The 15,791-nt window shown below is 70.4% G+C and carries 15 protein-coding genes; 13 read left to right on the forward strand and 2 right to left on the reverse strand.

What is annotated here, in order from left to right; translation table 11 throughout:
- Positions 1-46: 46 nt before the first annotated feature.
- Both AB0K52_RS00420 and AB0K52_RS00425 read left to right on the forward strand, forming a co-directional pair.
- Positions 47-643 (forward strand): hypothetical protein, encoded by a 597-nt coding sequence (locus AB0K52_RS00420; RefSeq protein ID WP_363524024.1) that lies wholly within the window; start codon positions 47-49, stop codon positions 641-643.
- Complete coding sequence (locus AB0K52_RS00425; protein WP_363524027.1) at positions 640-1,773, forward strand: PrsW family glutamic-type intramembrane protease; 1,134 nt, start codon at positions 640-642, stop codon at positions 1,771-1,773. The genes AB0K52_RS00420 and AB0K52_RS00425 overlap by 4 nt, the downstream gene beginning before the upstream one ends.
- Before the next feature lie 32 nt (positions 1,774-1,805).
- Here the strand turns inward: AB0K52_RS00425 and AB0K52_RS00430 are convergent, their stop codons facing one another.
- Complete coding sequence (locus AB0K52_RS00430) at positions 1,806-2,297, reverse strand: hypothetical protein (protein ID WP_363524030.1); 492 nt, start codon at positions 2,295-2,297, stop codon at positions 1,806-1,808.
- A gap of 275 nt (positions 2,298-2,572) precedes the next feature.
- Here AB0K52_RS00430 and AB0K52_RS00435 point away from each other — a divergent pair, with 275 nt between their 5' ends.
- The 9 genes from AB0K52_RS00435 (at position 2,573) to AB0K52_RS00475 (ending at position 12,766) form a co-directional block, all read left to right on the forward strand.
- A complete protein-coding gene (locus tag AB0K52_RS00435; RefSeq protein WP_363524033.1) occupies positions 2,573-3,277 on the forward strand; it encodes a hypothetical protein in 705 nt (234 codons plus the stop codon).
- Positions 3,278-3,367: 90 nt separating this feature from the next.
- A complete protein-coding gene (locus AB0K52_RS00440) occupies positions 3,368-3,988 on the forward strand; it encodes a LysE family translocator (protein WP_363524036.1) in 621 nt (206 codons plus the stop codon).
- A gap of 188 nt (positions 3,989-4,176) precedes the next feature.
- A complete protein-coding gene (locus tag AB0K52_RS00445) occupies positions 4,177-4,983 on the forward strand; it encodes a class I SAM-dependent methyltransferase (RefSeq protein WP_363524039.1) in 807 nt (268 codons plus the stop codon).
- Between the two features lie 65 nt (positions 4,984-5,048).
- Positions 5,049-5,561, forward strand: a complete 513-nt coding sequence (locus tag AB0K52_RS00450) for a hypothetical protein (RefSeq protein WP_363524041.1) — start codon at positions 5,049-5,051, stop codon at positions 5,559-5,561.
- A 10-nt stretch (positions 5,562-5,571) separates the two neighbouring features.
- Positions 5,572-6,165: an alpha/beta hydrolase gene (locus AB0K52_RS00455; protein WP_363524044.1), complete on the forward strand. Its 594-nt coding sequence runs from the start codon at positions 5,572-5,574 to the stop codon at positions 6,163-6,165.
- Between the two features lie 294 nt (positions 6,166-6,459).
- A complete protein-coding gene (locus AB0K52_RS00460; RefSeq protein ID WP_363524047.1) occupies positions 6,460-7,317 on the forward strand; it encodes a hypothetical protein in 858 nt (285 codons plus the stop codon).
- Between the two features lie 70 nt (positions 7,318-7,387).
- Positions 7,388-8,611 (forward strand): methyltransferase, FxLD system, encoded by a 1,224-nt coding sequence (gene fxlM, locus AB0K52_RS00465; protein WP_363524050.1) that lies wholly within the window; start codon positions 7,388-7,390, stop codon positions 8,609-8,611.
- Between the two features lie 331 nt (positions 8,612-8,942).
- The gene (locus tag AB0K52_RS00470; protein WP_363524053.1) at positions 8,943-10,811 is read left to right on the forward strand and encodes a potassium transporter TrkA; all 1,869 of its coding nucleotides are present in this window, start codon (positions 8,943-8,945) and stop codon (positions 10,809-10,811) included.
- Positions 10,812-10,975: 164 nt separating this feature from the next.
- The gene (locus AB0K52_RS00475) at positions 10,976-12,766 is read left to right on the forward strand and encodes an ABC transporter ATP-binding protein (protein WP_363524055.1); all 1,791 of its coding nucleotides are present in this window, start codon (positions 10,976-10,978) and stop codon (positions 12,764-12,766) included.
- Between the two features lie 129 nt (positions 12,767-12,895).
- Here AB0K52_RS00475 and AB0K52_RS00480 read toward each other — a convergent pair whose 3' ends face one another.
- A complete protein-coding gene (locus AB0K52_RS00480; protein ID WP_363524058.1) occupies positions 12,896-13,624 on the reverse strand; it encodes a DUF6270 domain-containing protein in 729 nt (242 codons plus the stop codon).
- A 611-nt stretch (positions 13,625-14,235) separates the two neighbouring features.
- Here AB0K52_RS00480 and AB0K52_RS00485 point away from each other — a divergent pair.
- Positions 14,236-15,270, forward strand: a complete 1,035-nt coding sequence (locus tag AB0K52_RS00485; RefSeq protein ID WP_363524060.1) for a glycerophosphodiester phosphodiesterase family protein — start codon at positions 14,236-14,238, stop codon at positions 15,268-15,270.
- Between the two features lie 119 nt (positions 15,271-15,389).
- Positions 15,390-15,566: a 50S ribosomal protein L32 gene (gene rpmF / locus AB0K52_RS00490; RefSeq protein WP_363524062.1), complete on the forward strand. Its 177-nt coding sequence runs from the start codon at positions 15,390-15,392 to the stop codon at positions 15,564-15,566.
- Positions 15,567-15,791 lie beyond the last annotated feature (225 nt).

Genomic DNA, 15,791 nt, shown 5'->3' on the forward strand with positions numbered 1-15,791 from the left:
GAGTTTTCCCAGGTTAACGCGACCCGTTTCTGGCTATGTTGAACCCATGGACGACATAGGGGCCGCGGGGAACGCAGTGCGCGGCAGGAGCCGGACATGGGTGCCGCTCGCGGTGGTCGGGGTGCTGCTCGCGCTCATCGGCGCCGAGGCCGCCTTCGAGCGGTCGCAGCCCGACACGGTGCAGCCGGTGCCCGACACGGTGATCGAGTTCGGCGCCGACCGGGGGGCCTCGGTCCAGGCAGGCGAGGGGTGGACCGTCGACAACGCCCTGAGCGACCTCAACTCCCGGCTCGTGCTCGTGCACGGCGACGTGATGGTCGAACTGACCAGTGTGACCTTCCCGGACGGGACCACCCCGGACGAGATGTGGACCGGCCTCGACCGGCTCCTCGACATCGAACGGCACCAAGGGATCGAGGCGCGGCTCGCCGAAGCCGCCGAGTACCGCAACGCGGCCGGCCTCACCGGGGTGCGAGGCGACCTCCAGATCGGGGACCGGACCGGACAGGCCTTCGTCCTCCCCGACGACGAAGGGGTGCGGGCCGTGCAGGCGCAGATCCTCGCGCCCGCCCAAACCGGCGAGGACGCGCGCGCCGCCGCGGCCGCGCTCATCGACACGATCGCGTTCGAGGAGGAGTCATGACCGTCTACAACCACGTCGTCATGCCGCGCCCCGTGGCCGTCAGCGCCCGGACCGTCGGATTCTGGACCCTGATCGGCTTGTCCGCCTTCGGTCTGTGGACGCTGAACAAGAACTTCCTGCCGGTCGTGCTCGCCTTCCCCGGAAGCGCCGTGCTCGACCTCGTCGTGCTGGCCTTCAGCCTCGCGGTCGCCCTCTGGGCGGCCCGCCGGTTCCTGCGCCCCGTGCAGGCCCCGCCGTGGACGGGCACCTGGCTCGCGCTCATGTGGGGCGCCTTCGCCGCCTGCGGCATCGCCCTGCTGCTCAACGGGCTGCTGCTCACCGCCTGGACCGAGGCGCTCGGACTCCAGACCGCCGCCGAGTGGGCCGCGGCGTTGACCGCCCCGGTCAACGAGGAACTGGTGAAGACCGCCGGCGTGCTGCTCCTCGCGTGCGTCTCGACCCGGCTCGTGCGCAGCGCCGCCGACGGCTTCGTCTACGGCGCGCTCGTCGGGTTCGGCTTCCAGCTGATGGAGAACTTCACATACGGGCTCAACGCGATCGGCATGTCAGGCGGCGTGGACCCGGTCGGCGCGACCGGGCAGGTGCTGTGGATCCGCATCCTGCTCACCGGCATCGGCTCCCACTGGGCGATGAGCGCCGTCGCGGGCGCCGGCATCGGGTACCTGGTGAGCGCCTCGGGCCGGACGCTCCCGCGGCGCATGTGGGTCGCGGTCGGGTGCCTCGCGCTGGCGATGGGCATGCACTGGCTGTTCGACAGCCCGCTGTTCGGCGGGATCGCGGGCGCGATCGGCAAGCCCCTGGTGAACTTCGTGGTCCTCGTGATCGTGTACCTGGTGGTGCGCCGCCGCTTCCGCACCCGCTGGGCCGAGGTCTCGGCCGAGGAGGTCCAGGCCGGGAACCTCGCCCCGATCGAGGCCGAGACGCTCTCGCGGCGGCGCTCGCGGCGCCGGTTCCTGCGCAGCTTCGGCCCGGTCCGGGTGGCGCAGGAACGCCTGCAGCAGTTGGAACTCGACCTGCTCGAGGAACGCGTCCCCGAAGGCGTCGAACCGGCCGCGGCGCAGCCGTGGCGGGACGCCGTCGCCGCGGCGCGGCAAGGCACCCTGGTGGACCGGACACCGCCGGTGCTGTGACGGGAAGGGCCGGGCGGGACCGCCCGGCCCGCTCACTGGTGGAACACGACCTCGGCCCTGTCGAGGTTCACGGAGCCGGGGCACAGGAACGAGCCCTTGACCTTCTTGGCGCCGACCGGGCCGCCGCTATAAGAGCGAGACGCGCCGTCTCGCTCCAAGGCCACCCGAGCGGCCTCGTACGTGCAGGTCACCCCGAACTTGGTGGCGGCGATGCGCACGTCCTCCGCCGTTGCGGTGCCCGCCGCGTCGTCGAACGCGAACGCGGTGTCGCCGGCGAAGTCGAACCGGGTGCCGCCGCTGCAGTCGAAGTCGATCTCGTCAGCGTCGATCGCGACGGTCGCCGGCGGCGCGGCGTCGACCTGGACGCCCTCGACCGCGCACCTGCTGCTCCCTTCGGCCAGCACGATGTCGACGTAGTCGGCGGTCTCCCCAGACGCCGCAGCGGACGCGGCGACGGTGGTGCAGAGCAGGAGCGCCGCAATGGCGGCGGCGAAAGCGGCAGGGCGGTGCGCAGTTCCCGACACTGGTCCGGGCCTTTCTCGCGCGCGGCGCATCTGCATGGCCGCGTTCCGGATCGAACATTTCGGACGCTAGCCGAGCCCCCTCCCGTTCGCGGCGTTTTCGAGGGTTTGCGGGTGCGGGCGGCGATACTTTCGTATCGGCCCGGCGGCGGCCCGCGCGCCTTCGGTATCGACCCGCGCGAAACCGCTCCTTCCTTGGGCTCGTTCTCAACCGGATCGTTTGCGCAGATCAGGCGGGGTGGATACGGTCGTTCAAGATCGACGGAAAGGCGAGCCCAATGCCCACCGACAGCACCCGCACCGGCGACACCACCACCGTGGCCGACGCCCCCTGGCTCGGCCCGGCCTTCCTCACCGGCCTGCCGCTCCTCGGCGCCGGGCTCGGATGGGGGCTCACGTTCATCGCCGAATGGATCACCGGGCTCCCGACTTTCCCGCTTCAGGGCCTCATCGAGCGGTACACCGACCTCTCCCCGACCCTCCAGCTCGTCGTCGGTATCGGCGTCGGGCTCATCGCCGGGATCGTGCTCGCCCTCTTCGTGATACACGAGATGCTCACCATCACCGTCGGGCGCGACCGCATCGACCTCAAACGCGGCGACTACGAGCGCGGGGCCGACCGCGCCGACGTGCGCGGCGTCTTCGTGCAGGACAAGCGGGTCGTCGTACTCGGCCACCGCCGCCAAGAACTCGCCAACGTCGAATTCGACCTCGACCGCGACGAGCTCGCCGCCGCCCTCCGCAGGCACGGCTACCCCTGGCTGCCCGACGGCGACCCGTACGCCGCCGAATACCGGCGCTGGGTCCCCGGCGCTGACGGCCTCCCGCCGGGCGCGGACCCCGTGCTCAAGGCCCGCCAGCACGCCCTCGAGAAATCCAACGGCAATGACCTGCGGGAACTCCTCGACGAACTCGACGGACTCGGCGTCGTCGTCCACGACAAGGACAAGAAGCAGTACTGGCGGCTCGCCGACCCGGCCTGAACCCGGTCGACGAACCCCGTCACTGTGCTGATGCGGCCCCCGCCCGAAACGCGGAGCATGGTGGTCCAGGCACTGCATTAGGGGGAGTCCATGACCGCGCTGCTGCTCTTCGGCCTGGCGATCCTGCTCGCCGCCATCGTCCCGGGACCCGACTTCGCGATGGTCGTGCGCAACACCGTGCTGTCCGGGCGCGTGAGCGGGATGTGGACCGCTGTCGGGATCGGGCTCGGCATCGGCGTGTGGGTCGTGGCCACCTCGATCGGGCTGGCCGCGCTCCTCGCCGCCTCGGCGCTGGCGTTCACGGCCGTCAAGCTCGCGGGCGCGGTCTACCTCGTCTACCTGGGCGTGAAGTCGATCCGGGCGGCGGTCAAAGAGCGGCGGCGGCCGGCCGCCGAGATCGAACTCGACCGCCCGATGGGCCACTGGGCCGCCTTCCGCTCCGGCCTGATGTGCAACCTGCTCAACCCGAAGGCGGTCGTGCTGTTCACGGCGCTGATGCCGCAGTTCCTCGGCGGCGGTGGCTCGCAGGCCGTGCTCATCGGCGAGCTCGCGGCCGTCGGGATGACCGTCTGCTGCCTCTTCTACATCGGACTCGCCAACCTGATCGGCCTGCTCCGGGCCGTGCTCGAACGCCCGAGCGTGCGCGCGTGGCTCAACGGCGTCACCGGAGCGGTCATGGTCGCCCTCGGACTGCGAGTGGCCGCCAACTGAACCCCCGCCCCGCGCGGTGGCGCCGCACGGGCATGAGGTGAGATAACAGCGCGGCGGCCAGCCGACCGACCCTTCGCGCTTGCGGGAGTGCGACGGGACGGCAGACCGGCCGCCGCGCTCTTGCAGACGGCAGGGCCGCGCTCCAAACGCGATAGCGGTTTCTCTGCGGCTCATGCACAATGATCGCCATGAGCACCTGGGAACTTGAGACCGAGATCGAGTCGTACTACGAGCGCGGCGAAGAGCGCGAACGGCTGACGCGCAACGCGCGCGGCCGCCTCGAGTTCGCCCGCATGCAGGACCTCCTGCGCCGCAAGCTCCCCGGCGCGGCCCTCGACGTGCTCGACGTCGGCGGCGCGACCGGCGCCCACGCGAAGTGGCTCGCCGAGGACGGCCACCGCGTCACCCTCATCGACCCCGTCGCCAGCCAGGTCGCGGTCGCCGCCGAGCTGCCCGGCGTCACCGCCGTCGTCGGCGACGCCCGTGAACTGCCCTGGGACGACGCGAGTTTCGACGCCGTGCTCCTCATGGGACCCCTCTACCACCTCACCGACCGGAAGTACCGCATCCAGGCCATCGCCGAAGCCGCCCGCTGCACCCGCCCCGGCGGCGTCGTCGCGGCCGCGACCATCAACCGCACCGCGGGCTGGACCGACTGGCTCATCTTCCAGGCCAACGGCATCGACCGGAAGATCAGCGCCGAAGACGGCCTCCGCGTCCTCCGCGAGGGTGAACTGCGCTACTTCGACCAGGACATCTTCACCACCGCGTACCTCTCGCACCCCGGCGAGGTCGCCTCCGAGTTCGCCGACGCCGGCCTCCCCGGCGCGGCGCAGTACGCCGTGCAGGGCTTCCCCGGGTACATCCCCGAACTCGAGCGGCTCATCGACGAGCCCAGGGTCAGGGAGCACCTCATGGACGGCCTGCGCATCATCGAAGCCGAGCCCTCGCTGCTCGGCGCGAGCAACCACCTGCTGACGGTCGCGAACGTCTAGCTCCAGCCGCCCGCCGGTCCGCCGACCGGCGGGGCGACTGGCATGCGGGCGTTACGGTGTCGGCCGTGAACCTCGCCGCCCCGAAGCCGATCAGGACGCCACCGGCGCTCATCGCCGGAACGATCGCGCTCTGGGGCGTGCTCGCCTACGGCTGCTTCAGCGGGATGAACGCGAGCATCGCACGCATCAGCGTCATCTCCGCCGAACCCGAGGCCTCCTGGATCGTGCTGCCGCCCCACTACGGCAAGATCACGCTCCTCGGCATCGGCCTCACTCTCGCGGCCACCGTGCTCCGCCTCGTCTTCGCGATCCAGCTCAGCATCGGCAACCGGCGCGTCGCCTACGCCGCCATCGCCACCGAACTCGTCTGCGGCGCCTACTGGATCGTGACGATCAACCTGCACGTTGACATGCCCGTCGGCATCGCCGACTACACCGGCATCGAGCAGGCCGAAGCGCTCACCGTTCCCGCGATCGGCCTCTCCGCGCTGGTGATCGTCCTGCTCGCGATCCAGGGGCTCTCCGGGAGGACACCGCAAGCTGGGAAGGTTTACACGGCCGTTACCGGTTCCCGCTAACGTCCTGTGCATGTGGAATCGCAGCTTTCTCATCCTCCACGGCGTGGAGAACCGCCGGCCCGAAGGCCACTGGGAGCGTGAGCTCGCCATGGACCTGCGCGAGCGCGGCGAGCAGGTCTTCTACCCGCAGCTGCCCGACACCGACCGGCCGCACCTCTTGGACTGGACCGACGCGATCCGGTCCGAGCTGGCGCTCATGCGCGGCGAGAAGGTCGTCGTCGCCCACAGTCTCGCCTGCGCCGCCTGGATGCACCTCGCGGCCGCCGACGCCGCCTCGGCCAATCCGTTTGCGGCCGACCGGGTCCTGCTCGTGAGCCCGCCCGGACCGGCGGCCTACGACTGGGACGTGATCGCCGGCTTCTCCACGGCCGGCCTCGACCTCGCCGCGCTCCGGCTCGCCTCGAAGTCGGTGCGGCTGGCCTGCTCCGACGCCGACCCGTACTGCACCGAAGGCGCCGCCGAGCACTACGGCCGGCCCCTCGGCTGCGACGTGGACGTGATCCCCGGCGGCGGCCACCTCACCCCCGACGACGGCTACGGCCGCTGGCCCTCGGCCCTGGCATGGTGTCTCGACGAGAAGGAACGCCTGGTCCCCAACGCTTGACGGCGTTCGCGGCCCGACCTGCGGGCCGCGCAGTGTCGTACCCTGAGACACCCTGAAGACCGGGGGCGTCGCGCTCCGACACACCCGACCCCGGGGTGCCGACGGCAAGCCCGCCCGCGAACTACGTCGTACCCGCGAGGCACCCTTGGTGATCGGGGGCGCCGCGTTTCGACACACCCGACCCCGGGGGCACCGTCCGAGACCTCTTCACACCGGTCTTCCTCAGTGCCAGACTGAGATCGATCGGGCTCGCGCACCCCTGCGGGCCTTCGGATCGGCTCGCCGGGAGGCCACATGCGCTGGGTTCGGATCGCCATCGTGGGCGTCTTCGTGCTGGCCGCCGCCTCGGCCGCGCTCGCCGGGACGCTCGCGAGCCCGCGCGGCGCCGAGCCAGCCGTCGTCTCCGACCCGCCCGTGCTCTCCGCCACGGCCGAGATCCGCCGCATGTTCATGAAGCCCGGCCAGTTCGCGGTCGCGGTGACCAACGGCGGCGACGCGCCCGTGCGGGTCCTCAGCGCCGAGGTCGTCACGGAGTCGTTCGCACCGTTGGGCGTCCAGGAGTTCGACACCGAGGTCCCGCCCTATGCCGCAGCCCGCGACCTCTTCGTGCAGTACGGCGACGCCCGCTGCCCCGACGGCACCGCCTCGAAGGCCGACCCCTCCTCAGTGGTCCTCGAGGTCGCCACCGAGGACCGGGCGGTTCACACCGTGACCCTGGAATTGTCGTACCCGAACGGCACACTTGACCGATTGGTCCGGGAGGCGTGCGCGGCGGAGGCGGTGGCCGCGAACGCCCGCGTCGAACTGGGGGAGCTGGCCGCGGCCGCGGACGGCACCCTCGAAGGGAGGCTGAACGTGACGCCGCTGGGGGAGGCGGCACTCGATGTGTCAGAGGTGCGCGGCAGTGTCCTGTTCGAGATCCGCGCGGAAGCGTCAGAGCCCCTCGCGGGCGGCGGCGTCTCCATGCCGCTGATGTTCGACGCGCACCGCTGCGACGGGCACGTGGTGGGCGACGCGAAGCACCCGTTCGGGTTCACCGCGTGGATCGTCATCGACGGGGGCGAACCGGTCGCCACCCCGATCGACGTGCAGGAGGACCGCCGCGAGGCGCTGTGGGCGATGCTCGACGCCCGCTGCGCCGAGCGGGAGTGAGCGGTGGAACCGTTCCAATCGCTGGAACTGGGGGAGGCGGACATGGCACATCGGACGTACGCTGGAAGATGTGGGTGATCACACCGATACTTCCGGTAACGAGGCGCACCAGTTGCGCACCCGCCTCGTGGGGAGCCTGCGGTCGCGCGGGGTGATCCGGAGCGAGGCGGTCGAGACGGCGATGCTCGCCGTGCCGCGCCACCGGTTCGTGCCGGAAGCGCCGCTGCGCATCGCCTATGCCGACGACGTGTACGTCACCAAGCGCAACCGCGACGGCGAGCCCGTCAGCTCCGCCTCGCAGCCTGCGATCGTGGCCGAGATGCTGGAGCAGCTCGACGTGCGGCCGGGTCACCGCGTGCTCGAGATCGGCGCCGGCACCGGTTACAACGCCGCCCTGCTCGACGCGCTCGTCGGCCCCGAAGGCGCCGTGACCACTGTAGACATCGATGCGGAGACGGCCGGGCGGGCGCGCAAGGCGCTCGAGGAGGTCGGCTCCGGGCGCGTGCGGGTCGTGCAGGGCGACGGCGAACTCGGGTTCGTCGACGACGCGCCGTACGACCGCATCATCGCCACCGTCGGCACCTGGGACCTGCCCCCGGCCTGGTGGGACCAGCTCGCCGAGGGCGGCAGACTCGTTGCGCCCCTGAGCATCCGCGGGTGCGAGCACTCGGTCGCGTTCGACTACGCGGACGGCGCGATGCGCAGCCGCTCGATCGTGAGCTGCGGCTTCATGCCCATGCGCGGCCTCGGCAGCCAGGAGGGGCAGACCGTCGAGCTCTCCGAGGGCCGCATCATGACCTTCCACGTCGAGCACGAGGTCGAGGCGGACGGCGTGCGCGGCGTGCTCGACGGACGCGGCACTACGGTGTGGACCCCGGTGCAGCTCAAGGTGAACGACGACGCCACCCAGCTCTCGCTGTGGCTGGCCTGCGCGTTCGCCGGGTACGGCCGCATGAGCGCGCCCTTCGGCGACCACGGCCTGCAGCGGCTGCTGCTGCGCTGGGCGAACCCGGCCGTGGTGGAGGGCGAGGACTTCGCGTACCTGGTGTGCCGCAGGACCGGGGGCGGCATCGAGATCGGCGTGCGCGGCCACGGGCCGCACGGCCCGGCGCTCGCCGCGCGCGTCGCCGAAGAGGTGCGCCTGTGGGACCGCGAATGCCGCGACGGCGTGAGCCTCCAGATCACCGCCTACCGCAAGGGCACCGGCCCGGAGGTCGAGCCGCGCTTCATCGTCCCGAAGCGGCACACCCGCCTCGCGATCGAGGTGGCCTTCGACGGGAACGGCCTCGAGTAGCGGACGAGACTCGCACGGCCGCTTGAGGATTGGCGGCTGCGGCGGTTGCCCGCGCCGTGCGGGCGGATCGATCTGAGCGGCTGTCCGCAACCCTCCCGTTCCCCGCCTTACGGTTCGAACTAGGGTGGGAAGGCGTCGTCGCCCGACTCCCGCCGCGTCCACCCCCTGGCGCCCCCCTCTGGACCGGGCGACCCCGTGTAGCGACATCGCTGCGACCGGTCGCAGTGGATGCAATGCAGTAATAGTGGCTGACGCCCCGGAAATACTCCCGGCCCCACTCGCCTCCGCCCCGAGTCGGCCGGTCGAAAGCCGTTCCCAGAAAGGACGCCCCATGTCCGAGCCGACGTTCAAGCAGCGGGCACGCTATTGGTTCGACAACACCATGTCGAAGGGCACGAAAGCGCTCATTGGTTGGCTGACCGTAATCACCTTGGCGCTCACTGCGATAGGCGCGCTATTCCTCGCGGTCGCCGGAGGAGCCGACGGCTTCGGCGGTACATTGTGGAAGTCGTTCATCCATATCCTCGACGCCGGGACCATTACCGGCGAGGAGGACGGCGGCCCCGCGATGGTCGTCATGTTCGTCACCACGATCGGCGGCCTGGTGATCCTGTCGTCACTCGTCGGTGTGCTGACCACCGGTCTCGACGCGAAACTCGAGGACCTCCGGAAAGGCCGCTCGCTCGTCGTCGAGAAGGATCACACCGTCATTCTCGGATGGTCCGATCAGGTCTTCATCGTCATCTCGGAATTGGTGGAGGCCAACGAAAGCGAGAAGCGCGCCGTCATCGCCATCCTCGCCGACCGCGACAAAGTGGAAATGGAGGACGAGATCCGCACGAAGATCCCGAACCTCAAGTCCACGCACGTCGTCTGCCGCACCGGCGACCCCGCCGACCCCGACAGCATCGCCCTCGTCAACGCCTCGCAGGCCAAGAGCGTCATCATCCTGACCTCCGCCGAGGACGACCCCGACGCGCAGCTCGTGCGCTCGCTCCTCGCCGTCACCCAGGGCGGCAACGGCATCAAGTGCCACGTCGTGGGCGCGGTCGTCGAGGGCCGGAACCTCCCCGCGGCCCGCCTCGCCGGCGGCCGCGCGGCCCACATCGTCGACGCCAACGACCTCATGGCCCGCCTGATGGTGCAGACCTGCCGCCAGTCCGGCCTCTCCGTCGTCTACACGGACCTGCTCGACTTCGGGGGCGACGAGATCTACATGGTCGAAGAGCCCGGCCTCTTCGGCCGCCCGCTCAGCCAGGCCCTGCACTCCTACCGCACGTCGTCGTTCATCGGCGTGCTCACCAAGGAGGGCCGCTGCATCATCAACCCGCCGTCCTCGGCCGCGCTCCAGCCCGGCGACAAGCTCATCCTCATCGCCGCCGACGACTCCGCGATCCAGCTCGACGGCTCCCGGCCCGTCATCGACGAAAGCGTCATCGTCGCCCGCGCCGAGAACGGGAACCGGCCCGAGCGCACCCTCATCCTCGGTTGGAACGCCATGTCGCGCATGATCCTCGAGCAGCTCGACCAGTACGTGGCGCCCGGCTCGGTCACCGACGTCGTCTCCGACCACCCCGACGCGCCCGACGCGATCCGCAAGATCGGTCCCACCATGCGCGTCCAGGGCCTCAACTTCAAGGAGGACGACACCACCGACCGGGTCCTCCTCGAATCGCTCAACCCCGGCTCGTACAACCACATCATCGCCCTGTGCTCGGACGACGTGGCCCCGCAGCTCGCCGACTCGAAGACCCTCGTGACCCTGCTGCACCTGCGCGACATGGCCCAGCGCAGCAACAGCCGCTTCAAGGTCGTCTCGGAGATGGCCGACGACCGCAACCGCACGCTCGCCCAGGTCACGCAGGCCGACGACTTCATCGTCAGCGACAAGCTCATCAGCCTCCTGCTCACCCAGACGGCTGAGAACCCGCACCTCTCGCAGGTCTTCGGGCAGCTGTTCAGCCCGGAGGGCTCCGAGATCTACCTCAAGCCCGCCGAGCACTACGTGCGCCCGGGGGTACCGGTCAACTTCTACACCGTCGCCGAGTCCGCGCGCCGCCGCGGCGAGACGGCCATCGGCTACCGCGTGGCCGCCCTCTCCAAGCAGGCCCCGGACTACGGGGTGCACCTCAACCCGGACAAGGGCGTGCAGTTCATGCTGCAGCCGGGCGACAAGGTCATCGTCCTCGCCGAGGACTGAAACGGGCGCGCCGGTCGGGAGCGGCTCTCGTCGCGGACGGTCACCGTCACCCGACCGGCGTACGACCATAGTCGTAGGACGCTTATGACCTTCGGCCGATGCCGGTGTCAGGGGCCGCAGGTAACTTCGATGGAGACCGCAGCACCCAGCGGAGGAAACAGGAAATGACCGACACCACCACACCCGCCCCCGACGCGGCCGAAGCGCCGCCCGCGCGGGCCCCGATCACCCGATTGTGGGCCTACGCCCGCCAGCACCTGCGCCTGCTCATCATCGGCGGCGCGCTCTCCTTCGCCGGAGGCCTCGTCGGCCTCGTCCAGCCGCTCATCGCCATGGACGTCATCGACACCCTCGCGGCGAACGAATCGCTCACCCGACCGCTGCTCTACCTCGGCGCGGTCGTCCTCGTCGGCGGCGCGCTCGGCGCCCTCGGCCCCTACCTCATGCAGATCGCCGGGCAGGACGTCGTCCTGACCGTGCGCAAGCAGCTCATCGACCGGCTCGTGCGCCTCGAGGTCGCCGAAGTCGACCGCCTCAAGCCCGGCGACCTCGTCTCCCGGCTCAGCTCCGACACCAACCTCCTGCGCACCGTCGCCAGCACCACCGTGATCGGCGGCGTCACCGACTCCTTCATGATCATCGGCGGCATCGCCCTCATGGCCTGGCTCGACCTGGCCCTGTTCGGCACCACCATGGCCATGGTCGTGTTCGTCACGGTCATGATGCTGTTCATCATGCCGCGCATCCAGAACGCGACCGTCGCCTCGCAGAAGGCCTTGGGCGACATGGGATCCCTGCTGGAGCGCATCTTCAGCGCGTTCCGCACCGTCAAGGCCTCGAGCGCCGAGTCCCGCGAGATCGAGCGCCTCAACGGCGCCGCCACCGTCGCCCGCGACACGGGCGTGAAGGCCTCCTTCTGGGAGGCGCTCGCGGGCGTCGTCGCGTTCCTGCCGGTGAACATCGCGTTCCTCATGGTCCTCGGCGTCGGCGGCGCGCGCGTCGCCTCCGGGGCCATGGAGGTCGGCACCCTGATCGGCTTCCTGCTGCTGCTGTTCTACCTGATGGGGCCCATCAACGGCCTCGTCGCGTCGCTCTCGCAGCTGCAGACCGGCCTGGCCGCGATCCACCGCGTCGAGGAGGTCGCGAACCTCGACGCCGAGGACTCCTCCTCCGAGGGCAACCTGCCCGAGGCCGTGCGCATCCCGGTGAGCTCCGGGCCCGCGCAGGTGGTCTTCGAGGACGTCACCTTCCGGTACGCCGACGACCTGCCGTACGTCCACCACGGCGTCTCGTTCGCATCGAGCGGGCGCGGGCTCACCGCGCTCGTCGGCCCTTCAGGCGCCGGCAAGACGACCGTGTTCTCGCTGATCGAGCGGTTCTACCCGGCCACCACCGGCTCGGTGAAGGTCGACGGCGTCGACGTCGCGGACTGGCCGCTCGAGGAACTGCGCGGCCTGATCGGCTACGTCGAGCAGGACGCGCCCGTCTTGGACGGCACACTCCGCGAGAACCTCGTGATGGCCTCGCCCGACGCGAGCGAGGCCGACCTGGACGAGGTCGTGGAGGTCGCGCGGCTCACCGAACTGGTCGGCAAACTGCCGGACGGGCTCGACTCGCGCATCGGCTACCGCGGCACGACCCTCTCGGGCGGCGAGCGCCAGCGGGTCGCGATCGCGCGGGCACTGCTGCGCAAGCCGCGCCTGCTGTTGCTCGACGAGGCCACTTCGCAGCTCGACGCCGCGAACGAGGCCGCGCTCAAGCAGGTGATGCTCGACGCGGCGGAGCGCACCAACGTTCTCGTTGTGGCCCACCGGCTCTCGACGGTGACCAGCGCCGACCAGATCGTGGTCTTCGACGCCGGGCTCGTGCGGGCCGTCGGCACGCACGCGGAGCTGGTGGAGAAGGACGAGCTGTACCGCGACCTGGCTGCGTCGCAGCTGCTCACGGCCGCTTAGGAAAAGCGCCGGCGAGCGCCGGACCCCGACCGGGGTCCGGCGCCGCGAGTATCGGAGCGCCGCACGGCGATGCGATGGCTGCGCGGGCGAGCCGGCCGGGTCCGCCTCTGGCGGCTCGGCTTCGGCTGCTCAGCTTCGGCTGGGGGCGTTGGCGAGCGCCTTGCGGACCAGGTCGGCGAGCTCGGTGTAGTACTCGTCGACGTAGTGGTACGGGCCGATGCCCCAGCGGTGGCCGGGATCGGCGACGCGCAGCGATGCGTCGACCTCGACCGGCGGCAGGGCCCGGTCGCCGAGGGCCGCTGCGAGGATGTCGTAGGCGCGCCCGAGCCAGGCATTGTTCCGGCGGGTCCGGCGCAGGTCGCTGACCGGCTTGCCCGCCGTGTCGAGGGCGGCCCAGAAGGCGCGGTGGACCAGCACCGGGCGGGCGGGGAGCCGCTTCACGAACTCCATTGTGGCCGTGGCGAACGGGCCGTCGTCGGCGAGGTCGGTGTCGTTGGGCACGAGCGTGTTGCCGGGCCGCTCTTCCAGGCCCGCGTTGCGGAAGTAGATCGTCGAGGTGACCAGCCCCGATCCGGTGTCGATGAGCTGCCAGCGCTCGTCGATGAGGTCGATGACGATCGGGTGGTCGATACCGGCGAGCGGGTCGAGCGCCGTCTTCTGGTGGTCCTCCACGATCGTGCGCCGCTGGAAGGCCGAGTCGAGCTTGATGTCGTCGGGATCGAGGGGGGTGGGGGTCGACACGAGGCTCTGGATGCGGGTGCGCGAGACGAAGTGCACGGGCGGAGGCAGCGGGTCGCGGCCGAGGTCGGCGGCGTCGCGGCTGACGCAGCAGCCGATCAGCGAATAGGTCGGCTCCATGGGGGCTCCGTTCCGGTTGCGGGCGCGAAAATGTCCAGTGTGCAGGACCGGGGCGGCGTACGGAAGTGCTGGAAGAGGCCACTTCTGTTGTTCCGCCGCAGGCAATCTGCGCGCAACCTCGCGCCCGTCTCGGCGCTACCGGAGACATTCGAGTGCTTCGATGCTTGACGTGCGGGCGCGGATGCGCCAAGATGTCTTAGAAAACGGTTCCTATCAATATATGGATCGTTTCGGGGAGGTCCAGCCTTCCCGGATTCCCTTCCGGAGCGTCGATCTAGAAACCGATACCTGCGGATTCGCGTCCCGGGCATCGGATCGCGGCATCCTGCCGGGATCGGACCGGCCGGGAGGGGTCGAACGGGAGGCCGTCGCCTCGGTGACCGTACCGATGGTCAGGGTGGTGCATGCCGGGGTGGCCACCACCGCCGAGGCGACGGCCTCCCGCACGGCCCGTGCCGCGTGTCCGCCACCGCCGCGCGCCGGATTTCTGGCATCGTTCAGGCACCGTTCATGTTCGCGCCGAACGGGTGACGACCGCGGCCGCTTGACTGAAGGCCCATCCCCGATGGAGCCGCGCCGAAAGGCCGCGCCGTCCCCACGAAAGGACCTTCATGTCCCTCAAGAGCGTGCTCCTGCGCGGCGCGGCCGTGCTGACCGCCGCCGGAGCCCTCGCCGGCCTCGCCGCCGCCCCGGCCGCCGCCAAGCCCCACCACGACGAACCCCTCGTCATCGCGCACCGCGGCGCCAGCGGCTACCTGCCCGAGCACACGCTCGAGGCCTACGCGCTCGCCGTCGAGATGGGTGCCGACGTCATCGAACCCGATCTCGTGCTCACCAAGGACGGCGAACTCCTCGCCCGCCACGAGCCGGTCCTCGACGAGACCACCGACGTCGCCGCGCACCCCGAGTTCGCCGACCGCAAGACCACCAAGCTCATCGACGGCAAGCCCGTCACCGGCTTCTTCGCCGACGACTTCACCCTCGCCGAGCTCAAGACCCTCCGCGCCGAGGAGCGCCTGACGGCCCTGCGCCCGGGCAGCGCCGAGCACGACGGCGAGTTCGAGCTGGTCACGTACGACGAAGTCCTCGACTACGTGGCGACCCTTGACCGCAAGGTCATCACCTACCCCGAGATGAAGCACCCGTCCTACTACGAGGACAAGGGCATGAGCATCGAGGACGCGCTGGCCGACCTGCTCGAGGAGCGCAAGCTCGACAAGAAGCGGTCGCCGGTGTGGATCCAGTCGTTCGAGTACGAGAGCCTGCTCAACATCGACGAGCGCGTCGACAACCGGATCGGGCTGAACATCGACGGCCAGGGCGCGATCCCGGACGCCCAGCTCGATGAGTACGCCGAGACGCTGGACACGGTGAGCCTCAACAAGAACCGGATCTTCCCGCGCGCGGCGGACGGCTCGATCTCGGAGCCGACCGACATCGTCGAGCGCGCGCACGAGCGAGGGCTGGACGTGCACGTCTGGACGTTCCGCGCCGAGAACTCGTTCCTGCCGGCGAACCTGCGCGAGGGCTCCGACCCGGCCGCGTGGGGCGATTACGAGGCCGAGTTCGAGCTGTTCTACGACCTGGGCGTGGACGCGGTCTTCAGCGACTTCCCGGACCTGGCGATCGCCGCGCGCGACTGCTAGGGCGGGGGCAACCCAGGATTCGCACCGAGAAAGAGGGGCCGCCCTGCCGCCGGGGCGGCCCTTCGGCGTTTTCCGGACCCTCTTTTGCTAATGAAAATCGTTGTCGTTAAGATCGCGGCATGGCAGTTCCGAAAAGGCGCCTCTCGCGCTCCAACACCCGCAAACGCCGCTCGCAGTGGAAGGCGAAGGCCCCTGTGCTGCAGGTGTGCCCGTGCCCGCGGCAGGAGATGATCCGGCCGCATCACGTGTGCACGCACTGCGGCCAGTACAAGGGCCGCCAGGTTCTCGAGCCGTAGTGACGAGGTTCGACTAGAACGTGCGGTGGAGTCGCGCGGCGGAGGCGGCCCGTCGCGCGGCGTCTTGCGTCCTGCCGCGCCGCGCGCGGCGGGGTCGCTCTGGGCGCGTAGGGCGTGCCCCTTCCCACCCGCATCCGCCTGCCGACCAACCGAAAAGGTCCACGGTCGCATGGGGGTGTGACATGTGAGGGTGGTTCGCGAGTTGCGGGGGCATCATGTCGGCGC

The organism is Glycomyces sp. NPDC049804 (genome assembly GCF_040674615.1).
Lineage (GTDB): Bacteria > Actinomycetota > Actinomycetes > Mycobacteriales > Micromonosporaceae > Glycomyces > Glycomyces niveus.

Bases quoted from the DNA above. Each gene is read 5' to 3' on its own strand.
- rpmF (WP_363524062.1), top strand. From the start codon at position 15,390: ATGGCAGTTCCGAAAAGGCGCCTCTCGCGCTCCAACACCCGCAAACGC.
- AB0K52_RS00445 (WP_363524039.1), top strand. From the start codon at position 4,177: ATGAGCACCTGGGAACTTGAGACCGAGATCGAGTCGTACTACGAGCGC.
- AB0K52_RS00435 (WP_363524033.1), top strand. From the start codon at position 2,573: ATGCCCACCGACAGCACCCGCACCGGCGACACCACCACCGTGGCCGAC.
- AB0K52_RS00475 (WP_363524055.1), top strand. From the start codon at position 10,976: ATGACCGACACCACCACACCCGCCCCCGACGCGGCCGAAGCGCCGCCC.
- AB0K52_RS00470 (WP_363524053.1), top strand. From the start codon at position 8,943: ATGTCCGAGCCGACGTTCAAGCAGCGGGCACGCTATTGGTTCGACAAC.
- AB0K52_RS00440 (WP_363524036.1), top strand. From the start codon at position 3,368: ATGACCGCGCTGCTGCTCTTCGGCCTGGCGATCCTGCTCGCCGCCATC.
- AB0K52_RS00425 (WP_363524027.1), top strand. From the start codon at position 640: ATGACCGTCTACAACCACGTCGTCATGCCGCGCCCCGTGGCCGTCAGC.
- AB0K52_RS00460 (WP_363524047.1), top strand. From the start codon at position 6,460: ATGCGCTGGGTTCGGATCGCCATCGTGGGCGTCTTCGTGCTGGCCGCC.
- AB0K52_RS00455 (WP_363524044.1), top strand. From the start codon at position 5,572: ATGTGGAATCGCAGCTTTCTCATCCTCCACGGCGTGGAGAACCGCCGG.
- AB0K52_RS00485 (WP_363524060.1), top strand. From the start codon at position 14,236: ATGTCCCTCAAGAGCGTGCTCCTGCGCGGCGCGGCCGTGCTGACCGCC.
- AB0K52_RS00420 (WP_363524024.1), top strand. From the start codon at position 47: ATGGACGACATAGGGGCCGCGGGGAACGCAGTGCGCGGCAGGAGCCGG.
- AB0K52_RS00480 (WP_363524058.1), bottom strand. From the start codon at position 13,624: ATGGAGCCGACCTATTCGCTGATCGGCTGCTGCGTCAGCCGCGACGCC.